This window comes from Epilithonimonas sp. 33E (assembly GCF_059372615.1).
The window spans coordinates 3,037,491-3,054,904 of record NZ_CM182009.1 but is presented as its reverse complement, the minus strand read 5'-3'; the positions used below and the strand labels follow the sequence as shown (position 1 = coordinate 3,054,904).

At 37.0% G+C, this 17,414-nt stretch carries 13 protein-coding genes; 1 reads left to right on the top strand and 12 read right to left on the bottom strand.

Annotated features, from left to right (window positions below):
* Positions 1–27: 27 nt before the first annotated feature.
* The 11 genes from AC5P2S_RS13940 to AC5P2S_RS13890 all read right to left on the bottom strand — a co-directional run bounded on the left by AC5P2S_RS13940 (position 28) and on the right by AC5P2S_RS13890 (position 13,371).
* A complete protein-coding gene (locus AC5P2S_RS13940; protein ID WP_494555297.1) occupies positions 28–816 on the bottom strand; it encodes a GLPGLI family protein in 789 nt (262 codons plus the stop codon).
* Between the two features lie 470 nt (positions 817–1,286).
* Entirely contained in the window at positions 1,287–1,775 is a 489-nt protein-coding gene (locus AC5P2S_RS13935) for a hypothetical protein (protein ID WP_494557036.1), read from the bottom strand.
* A 232-nt stretch (positions 1,776–2,007) separates the two neighbouring features.
* Complete coding sequence (locus tag AC5P2S_RS13930; protein WP_494555296.1) at positions 2,008–4,338, bottom strand: T9SS type A sorting domain-containing protein; 2,331 nt, start codon at positions 4,336–4,338, stop codon at positions 2,008–2,010.
* A 108-nt stretch (positions 4,339–4,446) separates the two neighbouring features.
* The gene (locus AC5P2S_RS13925) at positions 4,447–6,075 is read right to left on the bottom strand and encodes a tetratricopeptide repeat protein (RefSeq protein ID WP_494555295.1); all 1,629 of its coding nucleotides are present in this window, start codon (positions 6,073–6,075) and stop codon (positions 4,447–4,449) included.
* A gap of 170 nt (positions 6,076–6,245) precedes the next feature.
* Positions 6,246–7,730 (bottom strand): T9SS type A sorting domain-containing protein, encoded by a 1,485-nt coding sequence (locus tag AC5P2S_RS13920; protein ID WP_494555294.1) that lies wholly within the window; start codon positions 7,728–7,730, stop codon positions 6,246–6,248.
* A gap of 252 nt (positions 7,731–7,982) precedes the next feature.
* The gene (locus AC5P2S_RS13915; RefSeq protein ID WP_494555293.1) at positions 7,983–8,168 is read right to left on the bottom strand and encodes a hypothetical protein; all 186 of its coding nucleotides are present in this window, start codon (positions 8,166–8,168) and stop codon (positions 7,983–7,985) included.
* A 221-nt stretch (positions 8,169–8,389) separates the two neighbouring features.
* Entirely contained in the window at positions 8,390–9,451 is a 1,062-nt protein-coding gene (gene namA / locus AC5P2S_RS13910; protein ID WP_494555292.1) for an NADPH dehydrogenase NamA, read from the bottom strand.
* A gap of 95 nt (positions 9,452–9,546) precedes the next feature.
* Positions 9,547–9,996, bottom strand: a complete 450-nt coding sequence (locus AC5P2S_RS13905; protein ID WP_494555291.1) for a hypothetical protein — start codon at positions 9,994–9,996, stop codon at positions 9,547–9,549.
* A gap of 230 nt (positions 9,997–10,226) precedes the next feature.
* A complete protein-coding gene (locus AC5P2S_RS13900; protein ID WP_494555290.1) occupies positions 10,227–10,682 on the bottom strand; it encodes a DUF1569 domain-containing protein in 456 nt (151 codons plus the stop codon).
* Between the two features lie 2 nt (positions 10,683–10,684).
* The gene (locus AC5P2S_RS13895; protein WP_494555289.1) at positions 10,685–11,806 is read right to left on the bottom strand and encodes a tetratricopeptide repeat protein; all 1,122 of its coding nucleotides are present in this window, start codon (positions 11,804–11,806) and stop codon (positions 10,685–10,687) included.
* A complete protein-coding gene (locus AC5P2S_RS13890; RefSeq protein WP_494555288.1) occupies positions 11,803–13,371 on the bottom strand; it encodes a helix-turn-helix domain-containing protein in 1,569 nt (522 codons plus the stop codon). Before AC5P2S_RS13890 ends, AC5P2S_RS13895 begins: the two co-directional genes overlap by 4 nt.
* 250 nt (positions 13,372–13,621) lie before the next feature.
* Here AC5P2S_RS13890 and AC5P2S_RS13885 point away from each other — a divergent pair, with 250 nt between their 5' ends.
* Positions 13,622–15,619 carry a T9SS type A sorting domain-containing protein gene (locus tag AC5P2S_RS13885; protein ID WP_494555287.1) on the top strand — a complete coding sequence of 666 codons (1,998 nt, stop codon included), beginning with the start codon at positions 13,622–13,624 and terminating at the stop codon, positions 15,617–15,619.
* 82 nt (positions 15,620–15,701) lie between these two features.
* Here the strand turns inward: AC5P2S_RS13885 and AC5P2S_RS13880 are convergent, their stop codons facing one another.
* Positions 15,702–17,333: a helix-turn-helix domain-containing protein gene (locus AC5P2S_RS13880; RefSeq protein WP_494555286.1), complete on the bottom strand. Its 1,632-nt coding sequence runs from the start codon at positions 17,331–17,333 to the stop codon at positions 15,702–15,704.
* Positions 17,334–17,414 lie beyond the last annotated feature (81 nt).

Genomic DNA, 17,414 nt, shown 5'->3' with positions numbered 1-17,414 from the left:
AAAAACCTTTCCAAATCGGAAAGGTTTTTATTTATAAATTACTTTATGATTTAATTCAATTGGATTATTGTCTTGTAAAATATTATTTTGAAATTCTTTATTTTTCACGGAAATATCCACTGTTTTACCAGTCGGATCGGTAAATGTAGCTGTTTTCCACCCTTTTGAATTGATGTTAAATGGATCATTAAAATATGATTTTGCAAGTGTTTCATATTTTTTCCAATCAATTTTTATTGTTTTCGTGCGTGCATCAAATAGATTCCCACCTTTCTTGACTTCTATCAAATTAAATGAATAGTCATTGTTTGAATCTTGGATAGAAACAATCAATCCGGGTAAACCATTGAAAATATATGGACCATCGCTGAAAGGTAATTCTGTTGTAAACCAGGCAATCCAGTTTCTTCCTCCATAAGTAGTTTCTGCTTTTTGAGATTGATATTTTCCAATCATTTTTTGTTCGGAAGTTATATTCCAGTTTAAGTTTTCCTCAATTGGAAGAAGATAATCTGTTCGCAAATAAGTTATTACTTTTTCAACTCTTTTTTGAGCAAGATTCTTTTTGACATAGAATTGGTTTTCAACGCCCATTTTAAATATTTCCTTTCCATTATTCAACTTTGATGAATCTGCTTGTTTTTCTACTGAATCTCTAAAAATTGAAATATTATCTTTTAAATCCAAAATCATTTTCTCGGAATTGACATCATCCGGATTTTCTGAATTCAGTTTGTATTTTGTTTCGTAAATGAAACTAAATTTTTGTGAGAAGCAAAAGGTAGAGATTCCAAGAAAAAATATAATAAATTTCATTTGTGACAAGCGTTTGTTTAAGCTTTCTGCTAATACAAAGATAAACGACGTTCCAATATTTATATTTTTTAAAAGTGAAACAAAATTTTGTTTACCCATGTTGTTGTGGGCATCTTGCTTGTGTCATTCAAAAAATGCGAGACGCTCGCTCCAACAAAAACAAAACCCACCCCACCACGTCCATCATCCCTCCCGACACGTCACCACACGTATCCCGACACGTCCCGGATACCTCTGGACACGTGCCTCCATCACTACGGACCTTCCCGGAACGTATCCGGAGCGGTCTGCAACCTGGCCAGACCCTTGCGCAACGTCTCCGGATAGGTTGGGTGACGTGTCCGGACCTATACCGGACGTATTGGGATAGATCCCCTAACTCCAACCGACCACTGCAGAACGTCTCCGGATAGGTAAAAGCAAAAAAATGCCCCTCCAAATATTGGGAGGGGCGATTGATGATTGTTGTTTTACGGTTTGTCTTCTGTGGGCGGCGCAGTGGATGTTGAATTTTTTACAAAGAACTGCTTCAGGTCTCTGTATTTGTCTTCAAATCCGGGTGCCGACGGTCCCGCTTTGTAGGTGGTGTAGGAGTAATCCACCAATGCCGCCTGATAGTTGTCGTAGTCGTGCAGGGTTTTGGCATTGTTCAGCCTGGTGATGATGCTTTCCAGCTTGCTGATCATTGTCTCCATATTTTTTCTGGAAGTATGATCTTTCGCAAACTCTTCCCAGTCCACTTCGGGCGAGCTGAGGTTGGCCTGGCTCTGGTTGTAGTCATATACCTTGTTTACAAAGAGTTTGTTCTGCTCATTGATGCTACCGTAGCGTCTGCGGTCTTCGGTGGAAAGGTTGATATTAATTTCTTCAATTGCTGTTTCGAGTGCCGAGATGGCATCGTTGGCGGCAGTGATCTTTGCACTGCTCAGATGTGTGGTGTTCAAATTGCTTAATCCCATCATTTTTGATTTTAAATGTTAATATATATGAGTATTAAAATCGTGTGTTTTATGGAGACGAAGATAAATAAAATTTCGATACTCTAATATTTTTTTATGCAATCCGATTCATAAATAGAAAAAAATTCACATATTGTGCGGATTGGCTATCCGTACAATATCACCAAGCTTTGGTTTAAAAAAAATAGCCTTAACAAAATCTGTTAAGGCTATTTTTTGATATGAAGAAATTTTAGTTTTTAATCACTTTTTTCGATATGGATTTTCCATTTTCTATTGTTACATTCAGGATGTAAACACCTTTTGGAAGATTCGATAGATCGATTGTTTTTGATGTTGATTTCAGTAAAGTTTTCCCTGTAAAATCTACGATCGTTGCTTCTTTGATTTTGTCATTAGAAATAGTAATATAATCCGAAGTTGGATTTGGATAAATGATTAAGTCTGCCTTTGATAAAGAATTATTATTGGTTGCCAAAGTTTCCAGACTGATCTGATATTTTACCAATCCCAGATCAGATGTACTGAAGTAGATATCAGCCTTTTCATCATCCAGAAAATCAATTGCAGAAGATTCTGAGAAAAGATAACCCAGCTTTTCAGGAGCGACTTCATTCCAGGTTTGCCCTAAATCATTTGAATAAATAATTCTCACTTGTGACGGAGGATATGCATAACCTTCACCGCTTCCGTTCATAAAATTAGAAGTTGCTACGATAACACCATTTTTATAAGGCGAAAATTCGGCTCTGTTGATGACATTATCGCTGTATATCTGAGCCCATTTTACACCGGCATCGTTAGAGATGAAGATCCCCTGAGTTGTTGACAACAGCAATTGGTCTTTATTGAAAGGATTTTTACTAATATCATAAATGAAATCCACATTGCTTTCCAGTATTCCCAATCCGCTTTCTGATGGTGTCCAGTTTTGTCCGCCGTCTGTTGTTCTGTAAACATTATTATTCTGGGAAAGAATCACATGATTCTCATTAGTTTCATCGATGCTGATTCCGAAAACAGTTCCGAATGAAGGCAGTATCACTTCCTGACTTGTGATTCCACTCATATCGGTGAAATCAAATTTCCTTACAGATTCGTCGAAAGAGACCCAGGAATGATTGGTGTTCGATTTGGATGTGGCAACTCTCATAATATTCAATCCGTAATCGCTGTAACCTGTAGAATAATTGGCGCCGTGATTGGTGCTTACAGCAAAGGTAGAACCCATGAAATTGCTTGAGGTGACGTAAACTCTTCCTGCAACCAACGGATCTGCATAAAGACCGGTACTTCTGAAATTCGGAAAGAAATTGATAGCCATCAATCCAATTCCTGTTTCTTGCCCGGTTTGGAAATCCTGATGAACAAATCCTCTTCTCAATCCATAATACAAATGCTTGTCCGAATTTTTATGAAAGCTGACTCTATCAGTATTATTCGCAAACGGATTTTTGAGTCTTGTTAACGTAATTCCACCGTCCAAAGAATGGAAAGGATAATAATTGGAACTGATGATCACTTCATTACTGTTATTAGGATTGTAAGTCGCATTCAGTCCATAATAATATTTGTTTTCCAGATCGTTGGCAGGATAAACATAATTCATCCAGGTGTTTCCGCCATCTTTTGAGATCACGATCTCATTCTCTTCGAGAACCATGATATCATTAGTATTTTTAGGATTGATGACAATCTTTTGTATGCTGTTTGTAGAAAGTGTGGTCCAAGTGATGGGAACAATGTTCCAGCTTTCGCCACCGTCTGTAGATCTGTAAAGATTTTCGGTCTGGGTCTCTGTTAGGTAGAACGATCCCAAAAACATCTTTTGAGAATCTGCCGGGTCAAATGTGATCGCAGAGTAATTGGTACCTGCAATTTTTTCTGTCCAACTATTTCCGGAATTGTCTGATACATATAATCCTCCGTTTTTTTCTCCCGGAGAGAATCCTCTCGCTAAAAATAATTTGTTGGGATTATTGGGGCTGATGGCGACATTATTGATGTGAACACCGTCATTCGCAGAACTTGTGTAAACCTTTTGCCAACTGTCTCCGCCATTTTTGGTGTAAAAAACATCAGTTACAAGACCAAAATTGTACATATAGGTTGTGTGCAAAAGGATATTTTCATAATTAATGCCAGTAATAAAGTAGGACATTATCAGGTTGCCTGATTGATTTCCGTTCGGAGAATCGATTCTTTTGATGACATTTCCATTGGCCGGATCAATGATGATCACTTGGTTATGAACCGTTCCTTCAGCAGTCACAATAAAACTGAGATATTTCTGGTCTTGTGTCCATCGCAGGTCCTTGATCGTTCCAAGACTAATATCTAGCGGGAAAGAATACAAAACTTCCCAGTTTTTTCCGTTGTCAGAACTTTTCACAATGTGATTGGTTACTGTATTGGCGTACAAAACATCTGGCTTGATAGGGTCATAAGTCACATCAAACACTTGCCCGTAATCTGGAGAAGTTAAAAATGACAACTGAGCCGCCAACTTGGTAGAAAAACTGGAGCAAATTGCCAATAAAAATAAAGTCAATATTTTCTTCATATTCAAAAATTTTATTGATGTAAAATTGATGATAAATCAAAAAAAATGTATCAATTACGGCGTGACATTGCGTGACATCAATCCAATTTCTGCGTGACGTAGTTTTGTCTATATAGCTGAAATATAGTCGTATAAGTTTATTTTGTCGGGAAGATTGAGTTTTTTGCTGATTCTTTCTTTCCTTTTTCTGCAGGATTCCGGACTGATGTTGAGAATCGATGCAATTTCTTTATGGCTCAGATTCATATAAACATAACAGATGAATCTTATCTCTGAAGAGCTCAGATCCGGATGTCTTTCTTTCAAAGTAGTGATGAAATTCTGATTGACGCCTTCAAAATGTTTGAAAAAACTATCCCATTGATTATTGCTTTTAAGCTGAATTTTCAAATCCTTGATAGAGTTGACCAACTTGGCATTGTTGGAAATCTCCGGTTGGTTGACAATCGCTTCAATAATTTCTTCCACCACGTCATTTCTGCTGGAGATGGTTAAAGCTTGCGAAGTCAGTTGTCGGTTTTGTTGCTCAATTTCATTTTTGAGACGTTCTTTTTCAAGTAAAGACAATGTTTCCTGCTCTTTCAACTGTTGAGTCAGAATCAGATTGTCGCTTTGTTTTTTTTCAAATTCCAGTTGCGTGATTTTTTTCTGCTGTTTGTATTTTATCGAGTTATTATAAAGGAAAAGGAGCACCAGCAAAATGATGATGACAGCAGAAGCGATGATGATGTAGAAGATTTTTCTTTCATCTTTCAAACGCTGATGGCTTTCTTTGAGTTCGAACTGGTAATTCTGCATTTCGAACTTGATTTTGCCATTATTGAACAACGTCGAATTATTAATTTTCGAAATCGAATCATTTGCAATAATGACTGAATCTTTATATTTCAAAGACTCATCATAATTCTTGGTTTCGGCATTGATCTTTGATAGGTAATTGTAAACCTCTTCTCTGTTATTGATATTTGGAGAGAGTTTTCTGGCCTGCAAAGCCAAAGATTTTGCTGAGGTAAGATCACCTTTTTTCTCATTAATCTGAGCTTTTATCAGGAGAAGAAAAACCAGATTTTCATTTTCATCAGATGATTGAATCTGTGGAATCAGATTGTCAATGATAGCTTCGGATTCTTTATACTTTTTCTTGAGATAAAGATTTTCTGCCAAAGCCATCTTGTACATGATGTTGACTTTCGGGTCGTCTTTGGTCAGGGTTTCCGCTTCCTGAATATATTTGTAAGCTTCGTTAACCTTATTCAGCTTATTAAGTACCAGTCCGAGGTTCACTGCGTAGGCGCCGGCTTTATCATTCCGGTTATTTTCTTTTGCTGTCTGATAAGCTTTTAGGAAGTATTCGTAGGCTTTTTTGTTGTTTTTTTCCTGAAAATAAAGGACTGCAATATTGTTGACAACCGTCATCACGTGCTTTTTGTCGGGCATATTGGTCGCGATATCATAAGCTTCGAGATAATATTTCAAAGCTTCGCCAAAGTCCGTCATCAGATAATAATTCAGACCTATGTTGTTGGTTGCACGAAAGTTGGATTTGTCCCATTTTTTTTGTTCAGAAACAGATTTTACACGGATCAGCATTTCCAGAGACTTCGTGTGTTCTTTTCGGAACATCTTCTGAATGGCGGAATCAATAATCACTTCACATTCTTTCTCCGACTGCCCTAATATTGTTGAAGGCAGAATAAAAAGTACAATTATTGGAATTATTTTCAGAAATAATTTCATCTTCTAGTCAAATCGATAACGAAATATAATTATAATTAATCGTAAAAACAAAAAGATGAGATGTTGATGAAATATTTTAAAGTCTTAGACTCCACTCAGACTGACACTGTTTAAGGTAATGCTAAGTATTAGAGCTGTCACACTGAGCGAAGCCGAAGTGTCTTTAATTATTACTGTTTTATCAATTTCTGAATCGATGAATTTCCGTTTGAGAATTTTATTTTCAAAATATAAATACCTTTTGGAAGTTGAGAAACATTGAATTTTAATTCTTTGAATTCTGAGATTCGTTTTCCGGATTGGTCCAGGATTTCAACTGAATTAATCTCTTTAATACTTGCAATATTGATGAAATCTTTAGCCGGATTTGGGTAGATTCTTATGCTTTTTTCAGAAAAATTATTTTCATTAGAAGCTAGATCTGATGGAGAGAAAATATATGCCGAGCCTGCATCATTCAGCTCATTTTCTTCATTATTGTCCCAATTATCTCTTGCTGAACCAACAACTATTTCATCACTATTCATTGCGATACTCCAACCATAGAAATCTTCAGAAACATCGTTTGCCGGTTTTAATTCCTGATCAAATTCCCATTGGTTCTGGCTGTTCTTTTTGTAAAGCAGAGCTCTTCCAGGCTCAGTTCCATACAGATGCGGAGCGCTGATGAGAAGCTTGTCGTTTTTCATTTCACACATCCATGCAAAATAAGTATGTTCGAAAGATTCATAGCTTGAGATTTTTTGCGATTCTTCCCAATTTCCATTATCATTCAGTTTAAAAATATATGCCATTGATGGATTTCCTGTGTTGACTTCCGTATAAGCGCCGACCACCAATTCATTACCATCAATACTTACCGAATTTCCAAAATAAGAGTTTTCAAAATGATCCGATGAAGTTAGACTTTGATGAAAGATCCATTCTCCGGAATCATTCTTTTTGTAAATGTAAATTTTACCGGCGTTACTATTTTCACCGCTTGCACCAACAGCCAGATAATTGCCTGAAACGCTGACGCCAATTCCGAAATTTCCAAAATCAACACCTTCAGGCGAATCCAATTTTTGGGTCTGTTCCCAATGGTTTCCAACTTTTTCAAAAATATAAACAGAACCTTTCCACGAATCGAATCCGGGAGCTCCGGCAACAATCAGGTTATCACTCACATCAACAGAAGTTGGATTAACACCTAACAAAGCATCATTATCATAATCCGAAGCAGTTAGTTTCTTCGTGAAATTCCATTGATCATCAGAGCCGAGTTCATAGATATATAATGCACCGGACCTGATCATGCCATCAATATCAGCCCTTCCGGAAGCTGCAACCAGAAAACCATTTCCGAATTTGATACTTCCACCGAATTCCGCCATTTCAACACCGTCCGGAGCCATAATTTTCTGATTGAAACTCCAATTGCTTTCATTTTTTTTGTAGATATAAACAGCACCTTTTGCAATGTCTTCTCTGGATGCGCCAACAGCAATGAATTGATTATTAATGGCAACAGATGTTCCGAATTCTGCCCGGCTTTCTCTGATGGGAGCTGTGATTTTTTTGGATTGATATTGTCCATAGATCAATGTCAAACTAAAAACAGGAATTGATAGAATTCCTCTGTTTAAAATTTTCGAGAATAGATACTTTTCCATATATATTTTTTGTTGAGTGAAGTTATATATTGGAAACTCTAAAACTTATAATAAAGGCGTGACATTATGTGACATCGGCTGTCAATTTCTGTGAAAACAAAAAAACTTTCCAAAAAGGAAAGTTTTTCTTTGATATTCTGTCAAAAGTCAGCTTGGTAAAATTGGGACAGGCTTTCTTATTCTTTATCTTAGTAATTCCAAAATGATAAATCCAAATTCATTTAGAACCGTTCTTTTCCGTGAGGGCGGTTTTTATTGTTGTTCTGATATTTTTTCAAAAATCCCAGGAAACCAAATCAGTAATAGTTGATAGAGAAATAATCCGATAATAAATATTTTATTAATTATAAAATCCTGTATTGATAAAATTGTTTCTTTCAGTTGGTTACGTTTTTCTAATTCTTTATTGTTTTCAAATACAGTCACAAATTTTTTCATAAACTGTAATATTACAAATGAAACTGAAAACATTAGAGTAAATAAAAATAGATGATTTGATATACCATTAAAAAAATGATTGTACAGAAACAGAGAGAAAAATATTATAATTAATGAATAAACATAAATTGGCTTTATAGTTCCATTGTTATATTTCAAATAAAGAACACAATTTAATAATGCAAAAAATAATGAATGTGAAATTTGTACAAAAATCATAATTACTTAGAAGGTTTCGCTCTCAGATACTGATGCGGATAAAAACAATCATCGTCACTTTCCCAGGAAGACTGAACTGCGAAATAAGGATTTCTCAAGATTTCTCTAGCCAGGAAAATCAAATCACCTTGTCCGTTTTGCAGAATCTCTTCTGCCTGTTCTGCGGAAGTGATTAATCCAACAGCTCCGGTTTGGATTTCAGCATTTTTCTTTATATCCTCAGCCAACGGAACCTGGTAACCTGGTCTCAAAGGGATTGTAACACCATTGATATTTCCGCCACTGGAAACATCTATCAGGTCTACATTTTTATCTTTTAAAGTTTTGGAAAGTTCAACACTGTCAGTTATTTCCCAACCATTTTCAGCATATTCTGTTCCGGAGATTCTTACGAAAAACGCCTGTTTTTCTGTGATTTCGGAATTAACAGCATCTACGATTTCCATTAAGAATCTTGCTCTGTTTTCAAAACTTCCACCATATTCATCGGTTCTTGTATTGGAAAGTGGCGATAAGAATTGATGAATCAAATACCCGTGTGCACCATGGATTTCCAAAACATCAAATCCAGCTTCAACCGATCTTTTGGCTGCTTTTCGGAAATCTTCTACCAAAGTTTTAATTTCCTCAACAGATAATTCGCGAGGGATTCTTTCGGAATGATGAAAAGGAATTGGACTTGGAGCAGTGGTTTCCCAGCCTTCTTCTAAGCTCATTTGTCTGTTGGTTTCGGCAGAAACAGAACCTTTTCTACCTGAGTGAGCCAGTTGAATTCCAATTTTGCTTTCCGAATTCTGATGAACAAAGTCAACGATTTTTTTCAAGGCCAAAGCTTGTTCGTCATTCCAGATTCCGAGACATTTGTTGGTAATTCTTCCTCTGGGTTCAACGCCGGTTGCTTCTACAATAATCAATCCCGCGCCACCTTGAGCACGGCTACCGTAATGAACAAAATGGAAATCATTGGCAACGCCTTCTTCAGCAGAATACATACACATTGGCGACATGACGATTCGGTTTTTCAGCTCTACATTTCTGAATGTTATTGGTGTGAAAAGTTTCATTTTTAGAATTTTATTATTTTGAGTGGCTTCGAGAGCCTCAGCCTGACAATGCTTAGCGTTAGATATGTCACACTGAGCTTGTCGAAGTATATTGATTAATTATTGAAATAGAACGGAAAGCTCAGCGTATTTCCATAGTTGGTCCAAGTCCCCTCAAATTTCAATTGGTTTTTGTCTGATGATTCTTTGATAGTTAATTCTCCGGAGAAAATCCCGTTGTGTTTTCCGTTTCCTTTTTCCGAGAGTTTCAAATCATAGATTTTGAACTGGTCTTTGGAATTTTTAGTTTTTTCTGCGTCAAAAGTTATGATTCCTTCGAAGTAAGCTTTTGTTCCTTCTACATCCGAGAAACCAAAAACTTTGTAAGTATTTTTTTCTTGATTCTCTGCAGAGACAGTTTCAAAAAGAACTTTCAGGTTGGCAGAATTGTCGATTTTCCCAATTAAAAATTCGTTATTATTTTTGATTAATTTCTCAACTTCTTGGGCATTGAAAAATGTAAAAATTCCAAAAATCATTATCAAAAGAAAGAAAAGTTTTTTCATAACTAATTTTTTTTAAACGTTGAATCACTCGCAGCCCGGCTTGAACGGAGCTCTTTTTCTGCCATTGCGATTGACTAAAGTTGTATAGATTGCTTCACTTTGTTCGCAATGACAGAAAAAAGCGGGAGTGGAAGACGGATAAAGCTGCCCAAATCGATATTTATTTCTCACAGATTTCTTTGATTTAGCAGATAAATCAGCAAAATCCGGTCAATCAGCGAGCTAAATCATTATACTCCAAACTGCGTCAAATGGTGATCGAGATGTTTGGACATCATATTGTTCCATTCGGTTGCCGTGAGCTTTCCGAAGTTAAAACTCTCTTTTCCTTCGAAGGCTTCTGCACCCAATTGTTGCGTTTTCTGGATGAATCCGATAATTCTCTTTTTTTCTTCCTCGAAGCTTTTGTCATCTGTAATGACAAACATTGCAGCGGTTGGAGAGTTGTGTTTGTATGGTGTTTCATTTACGACCTTTGGCTTTACGAAGCGTGTCAGAACCCACTTCATGAGACGATTCGGTTTTTTATGTTTTTCCTGTTCATAGATGAGTTCATACGTCACGTTGCAGTGCGCCAGCATTTTGTCAACGGACATCACGCCCCATTTTGGGAAAGAGTCCTCGGTAAGTGCATTGATTCTCTTGATAAAGTGATTGGTGTCGTTTTGGTCAAAAATATTCTTCATTCTTAGGTTGTGATTTTGTTGATCTGATTCAGCTTTTCTGATAATAATTTGTTTCGTTTTTTGTGCGATATAAATTTAATAAGAAACCAGATAAAAACCGCTGAAGAAATTGCAATGATGATGAATAATATGATTTTCAACCTGCTTTTCTGTTCCTCGATTTTTCTGTTGTTTTCCTGGTTCAGTACATCGATACTTTTGTTGAGAGAAGCGAGCTCGCTTTGTTCTCTTGCAAATTTGGTTTCGATGTACAGTTTGTTGTACACTTCATAATTGTTCCAATCTTGCAGAGCGAGATAATTGTCAGAAAAACCTTTGTAAATCCCTTCGCTCAACACCAAATCGCCGACTTTCTTGGACAGATTGACCGATTTTTTCAAAAGCTCTATCGCTTCCCGATGTTTTCCCAAAGCCGTGAAATTCTCGGACAAACCTTTGTAGGCAAAAGCCTCCAAACTCTCTGCCTTAACCGACCTGGCGACTTCTGCAGACTGTCTGAAATATTTTTCTGCTTCGTTATATCTCTTCAAATAAAAATAACAGTAGCCAATATTGTAGAGGAAAACACTGCTGTTTGCAATGGCATTGTCATAATTTCCCACTTTTTTCAGATACTCCAACCCGATGAGCAGTTTTTCCAAAGCCAGCTCGTTATTGTCCTGTGATTTATAGACCAAACCTCTCAAAGCAGAGTTGAGACCGAGATAATAAGTTTTGAATTTCCCATCTGGAAGTTGGCTGCAAATCTGATAAGATTCATCCAGGATTTCCAACGTCTTGCTGTTGAGTCCCATTTGCTGATATTGTATGGAGGTTGCATTCAGGATTTTTACTTTTTGTTCCGGATTGGTCACATTTTTACTCAGTTCTTTCATCTTCAGAACCCAATCCAGAGATTTGTCGAATTCGCGTTTTGAAATATAGGAATGCGACATCAGTTTATAAAGCTTGATGAGATTATCCGGATTCTTTTCGTTTTTCAGCATTAGCTGCGTTATTTTTTGAGAATTATCAGGATCTTGATAAATATCCGATAAAGCTTTTTTGTACAATTGCTCATTATACTGGGATCTGAAAATCCCGGTAAAAGAGAAAATGATTAATATGAAAATGTAACGTTTCATTTTTTATTCTGAGTCAATTGCTGGATGTATGTGTTTGGCGAAATCCCGGTTACGGATTTGAAAACTGTTGTGAATGCGCTGTGAGAAGAGAAACCTGCTTTTTCCGCCAGATAACTTACCTTATAATTAAGATAGGCAGGGTCGGTTTTCAAAAGATAAGCGATGTAATTGATTCTTAGTTCATTAATATAGTTGTTGTAATTTTTTTCTTTGTATCGGTTGATGACGTCGGACAGATATTTCGTGTTCGTGTCCAGTTGTCCGGCAAGCATTGCCAAAGACATATCGCGATTCAGGAACTTTTCCGATTTTTCAAATTCTTCCAGACGTGCAAGGATATCCATTTCTTTTTCTTTGGAAATGAGAGGTGTTTTTTTAGAATTATCAGCGTCTGTTTTGTCAGCTTTTAATTCAATAGAAGTTTTGTTTTCATCAATTTTCTTAATGAAATCCTGTTGTTTCGAATAGAAATCGATTTGTTTCTGGATAGATTTTGTTTTTCTTTTCTCAAATATGCTGAAAAGAAGTATTGCTAAAATTGCTATTATACAAATAATCGAAACAATCAGAATATTGCTGACGAAATTCTTATGAGAGTCTTCAAGCCGTTTGTTCTCATATTGATCGTTTAGCCTGACCAGGTTTCGGATAGCGTCTTTCTTATTTTTGTCTAATTTGTCGGTTTGTTCCTTATATATGGAATAATATTTTTGATACAGTTCTTCATTTTTTAATGCCAGATAATTTTTGGACAAATCATCATAAATCCTATATCTCAATGCATCGTAAGGCTTGTTTTGAATTAATTCCAAAGCCTGATTCAAATTGTCGGTTGATTTAGCATAATCTTTTTTTAGGAAATTAATTCTTCCAAAATTGTCCAGATTGAAAGCTCTTAGAAATACATATTGAGGTGTTTCCTCCAGCTTTTTCTGGATGTCATTAATTGATTTTTCAGCTTTATTAATTTGATTCTTAGAAATATAAATAAATGTCTGGTAAATCTGATTTTCTATAGAAATGATAAAATCTTCATCCGTATTTTTTAACTCAGCATTACTCTGATTCAGATTTTCTTCGGCTTCTTTCCATTTTTTCTGAACCATTAGATTAGAAGCATTCAACTGATAGATATAAGCTGACAGATTTTCCGGATAATGCTGAGATTTGATTTTGGAAGCCTTATCAACAAGGGTTTGAGAGATTCTTATCGACTGTTTGTAAAGCCTGAGCGACTGGTATTGTTGAGCCAGGGCAAAATCAGCATAGAAAGAGTTGTTTTCATTCCTGTTTTTATTCAGATTATCAATAGATCGCTCAATGGATTTTGCATAATCGCCTTTGAAATTATAAGCCCGGGAAAGGATAATCTGAACGCGTTGTTTGATGAGCTCAGACTCTTTGTTTTCATCAATATTCTGAAGAATCTGGAAAGCATTATCGGGATTTTCGTAAAGACTTTTGTAAGCTTTGTCAAGAAGCTGTAAAGTTTCTGGATTACTTTGCGCCGATACCAGAACGATACCGGAAATGATCACCAACCACAGAAAAAATACCCTGAACATACTACAAAAATAGTTTTTTTATTTGTGAATTTGAAGAATTTTGATAATTCTTTGTAGGAACTATGGATATTTTTATTTATTATTAACGTATTGATAATTAATTGTTTGAATGTTTGGTGTTTTAAAAATTCACGAATTATAAAAGTAAAAAATTAGGTAATGGCGTTATTAATATATAACATTGTAAACAAGTTTTTGAGACAAGAATTCATTAACGCTTAAGAAAAATTACTATCAATATTTATTTATTATGAAAAAAGTTTACTTGCTTTTATTGGGTATTATGACAATGTCAGAGATCAAAGCCCAGCAAATGGAACTGAAAGTTCTTACCGGTATGGGGTCACGTCTTTATGACATTAATGACAACGGAAAAGGCATCCATTCAGGTGCTTACTATGATTTTGCAACAGGCGTCACAACACCAACAGAAGGAGGCCAGGCCACAAACTCCATTAATAACGCGGGAGATGTTGCAGGATTAATGGCATATACAAGTTCAGATGGTGAGGAACTGGGGCAGGCGGGTTACAGAAAAAATGGTGTCTGGACGGCGATTGGCTATTTTACTGGGGATGTGCCAGGTAACAGCTGGTTTAGCAGTGCCAATGCCATCTCCAATAACAGTAAATATGTAACGGGGCAAATTTCCACAAGTGTTGAAAATAGTTACGCTTTCATTTATGATACAGAAGCCGGAACAATTAAAAAACTGGATGGTGACGGTTCTTTTGAATATGGAAGAGGCGAGGGTATCAACAGTTCGGGCATTGTTTCCGGATTTGTTAACAAATATTCTATTAACGGAAGTACTTATTGGATCCCGGTTTATTATACGCCGGATGGAGTAGTGCATTACATCGGAGATTTGGGTTACGGTGAAGCAGCTGATATCAATGATGCAGGACAGGTAGTGGGCTATAAGGATGGTAAGCCCTTCATATATAATATCAATACCGGCGTCTACAAATCTTTTAATGTACCGGCTGGTTATGACTCTGCTGTATTTTCATCGATTTCAGAAAACGGAATTGCTGTTGGATATGCAGGACAGGCTGGTAATAGAGAAGTAATAATCTATCACCCTTCACTAAGTTCTAATCCTGTTTTCCTGAAAGATATTTTGACAAGCCAGAATGTAGCAGTGACGACCTTTGACGGAAAATTAGGAACTGCAATGGGAATTTCTTCGAATGGGAATTTCATTGCCGGATTTGATAATTCTATTCCGCCATTCTTTGCGGCAGGCTGGGCTGTTAACCTCAACAATCTTTTATTAAGCAGTAACGATTGCTCAATCACGTGTCCGGACAATATCCAAACAACAATTGCAAGTCCTTCAGAAACATCAGTAGTTGTTAATTATACATTACCGGTTACTTGCGGTTCATCTTCTTCTTCAGGATTACAGACGGTTCTGGTTTCCGGCTACGAATCCGGTTCTCAGTTCCCGATTGGTGTGACCAATGTTGTCCACAATCTGGTAGATGCGGATGGGAAAATTGTTTATGTATGTTCGTTCCAGGTAACGGTTAATGATGTTTATTGTAGTACAACACCAACTTGGGGCGTTGATTCTATTACTAAAGTTCAGTTTGCAGGCATCGATAACACATCAGATCCTTATTCCAGCCAGGCTAACGAATATTATCTTGACAAAGTCGGAGAGGTTTATCAGGGCAGTCAGTATCCGATTACCATAGAAGCTAATACCAATGGCGGTTATGATTATGCAACGGTTTTTGTGGATTGGAATCAAAACGGAAGTTTTACAGATGTAGGTGAGATGTATGAGATAGGCGCAGTAACTTCTGACGGTACAGATGGCGCACAGATTACAGGTGATATCACAGTGCCTTCCACAGCAACTGTTGGTAAAGCAAGAATGAGAGTGATGTTGAATTGGGATGCTTCTATGACAACACCTTGTGATAATTCGATTTATCAGTACGGGCAGGCAGAAGACTATACGCTGGATGTGAAAGAATCTCTGGGTGTAAATGATATCGGTTCACAATCAATCTCTTATTATCCAAATCCGGTAAAAGACATCCTGAATCTCGTAAGCGAAAAGAACGTAACCAACGTTTCGGTTTACAACATCGAAGGCAAGCTGGTAAGAAACTTCGCAAGCCTGGATGGGTCAAAAGTTCAGCTAGACTTATCAACATTAATTACAGGAACTTACGTTGTGAAGGCAACAACCAAGGACGGAAAAACAAAAACGTTCAAAGTGATCAAGAAATAAATCTTCTTCATAATATTAGAAAAACCCACATCAATATTGGTGTGGGTTTTCTTTTTAGTAATATTAGCAGGATGTTTGATGATCAGGCTTGGTCTTTTCTTAAATTTTGTATAAAATAAGAAGGTGTTACACCATGTTCCTTTCTGAAAGCAAGTATAAACACCTGGTAAGTCGCAAATCCGCATTGCTCAGCAAGATAACTTATCTTATAATCCCTGTATCTTGGCTCATTGTACAGCTTATGGACAATATAGTTGACCCGCAGGCTATTGATATATTTATTGAAATTCTGTGACCTGTATTTTTTGATAGTCTCCGAAAGGTATTTTGTATTGGTATTGAACATTGTGGCAACCGTGGTGAGAGTAATATCTTTATCAAGAAATGCTTCCTGGGCTTCAAAGTTCTCCAGCAGTACCAAGAGATCTTTTTCGGTGTCGTTGGAGATCCCGTTTTTAATAACCGGTATTGGTTCCGCACTTTTTGCATGGCTCTGGTTGCTCAGCGTTTCGTTTTGCAGCTTACTGATCATCTCCTCATATTTTTTACGAAGACTCCTTTTCTTTCTTCCCCACAATATCCATATAAAGATTGCCAATCCGCAAAAGAGCAATCCCGTGAGTAGCCATTGTCTCTGCGTAAGCATCTTATGCTCATTATCTACTTCCGATACCATTTCTTTCATAGAGATATCCGCATTCTTCTTGTCGGCAAGCGTTAGGCTGTCTTTAAGAAGCGTGTAACGGTCCATATAGAATTTGGATTGCTCTTTTGCACCGGTTTCGAGATAGGAGCTTGCCAGGAACTCGTAGGATTCCACTCTATGGTCAGGATTCCTGTATTTTTTCTCCAGTGCCAGCGCCTGCTTGGCATAATCAATAGATGTTTTGTAATCCTTCTTTTCCAGGTACAGCCAGCTTAGTTGGTTCAGCATCATGACTCTGTTATCCGGCGGTATGTCATATTGCCTATTGTTATATATCTTCTCCCCTTCCAACAGGTATTTCTCTGCCTGTTCCAGATTTCCGGGTGTATCGGTATCCTGAAGATAATACATACCAAGGCGCATATCATTATAGGCAATCTGGTCATACTTCAAACTATTGGATACCAAGCCGTTGTCATCCCTGATCTGTTTCGCCAGTTCCTGACTCTTATTAAGATAATACACACTAGAATCCCCATACTTTCTATTTTCCAGGTACTTCTTAGCAAAATAGACATTCATATTCTGACAGCAAAGCGAGAGCTTGTACAACTTAGCGTCCCTGTTATCAATGGTCTCAGCATACCTGATAGCGGTTCTGAAATCTTTCAGGCTCGCATCATCCAGCCCAAGAATACCCAGGTTCAGCGCATTAATCCTGTATATGGTTGAGATGATGCCTTGCGGGTCTTTCTTATCCGTAATGCTTTTTTTTATGTCATTTCCAAGGTCTACAACTTCCCTGGATCTTCCCTGGTCGGAATATAATCTCATGAGCTTATTGACGCAGCGTAATATACCGACATGATAGTTTAACGCTTCCGACTGCTGCTTTAAACTGAGTAGCAGCATTTCTTTTTCTTTCGGGTTAGCATCCACATTCAGTTCATCCTCATCCAGTTTTTTGCTGATTACGGATTCTTCTGATCGGATTGTTGGCAATTGCTTATTCTGGGCATGCCCAAGAAGGGTAGAAAAAGTGAAAAGAATGTAAAGAAATACTTTCATATGAGAAATTATAGATTGTCTGTGGGTGCCTGTTTTCCCTAATAATTTGAATGTACGATCTCCAAAATAGCCAGTTCAAGG

What these genes read in the sequence shown, in the direction of transcription:
- AC5P2S_RS13895 (WP_494555289.1), bottom strand. Translation starts at nt 11,806, where the DNA reads ATGAAACGTTACATTTTCATATTAATCATTTTCTCTTTTACCGGGATT.
- namA (WP_494555292.1), bottom strand. Translation starts at nt 9,451, where the DNA reads ATGAAACTTTTCACACCAATAACATTCAGAAATGTAGAGCTGAAAAAC.
- AC5P2S_RS13925 (WP_494555295.1), bottom strand. Translation starts at nt 6,075, where the DNA reads ATGAAATTATTTCTGAAAATAATTCCAATAATTGTACTTTTTATTCTG.
- AC5P2S_RS13885 (WP_494555287.1), top strand. Translation starts at nt 13,622, where the DNA reads ATGAAAAAAGTTTACTTGCTTTTATTGGGTATTATGACAATGTCAGAG.
- AC5P2S_RS13890 (WP_494555288.1), bottom strand. Translation starts at nt 13,371, where the DNA reads ATGTTCAGGGTATTTTTTCTGTGGTTGGTGATCATTTCCGGTATCGTT.
- AC5P2S_RS13935 (WP_494557036.1), bottom strand. Translation starts at nt 1,775, where the DNA reads ATGGGATTAAGCAATTTGAACACCACACATCTGAGCAGTGCAAAGATC.
- AC5P2S_RS13905 (WP_494555291.1), bottom strand. Translation starts at nt 9,996, where the DNA reads ATGAAAAAACTTTTCTTTCTTTTGATAATGATTTTTGGAATTTTTACA.
- AC5P2S_RS13880 (WP_494555286.1), bottom strand. Translation starts at nt 17,333, where the DNA reads ATGAAAGTATTTCTTTACATTCTTTTCACTTTTTCTACCCTTCTTGGG.
- AC5P2S_RS13920 (WP_494555294.1), bottom strand. Translation starts at nt 7,730, where the DNA reads ATGGAAAAGTATCTATTCTCGAAAATTTTAAACAGAGGAATTCTATCA.
- AC5P2S_RS13940 (WP_494555297.1), bottom strand. Translation starts at nt 816, where the DNA reads ATGAAATTTATTATATTTTTTCTTGGAATCTCTACCTTTTGCTTCTCA.
- AC5P2S_RS13915 (WP_494555293.1), bottom strand. Translation starts at nt 8,168, where the DNA reads ATGAAAAAATTTGTGACTGTATTTGAAAACAATAAAGAATTAGAAAAA.
- AC5P2S_RS13900 (WP_494555290.1), bottom strand. Translation starts at nt 10,682, where the DNA reads ATGAAGAATATTTTTGACCAAAACGACACCAATCACTTTATCAAGAGA.
- AC5P2S_RS13930 (WP_494555296.1), bottom strand. Translation starts at nt 4,338, where the DNA reads ATGAAGAAAATATTGACTTTATTTTTATTGGCAATTTGCTCCAGTTTT.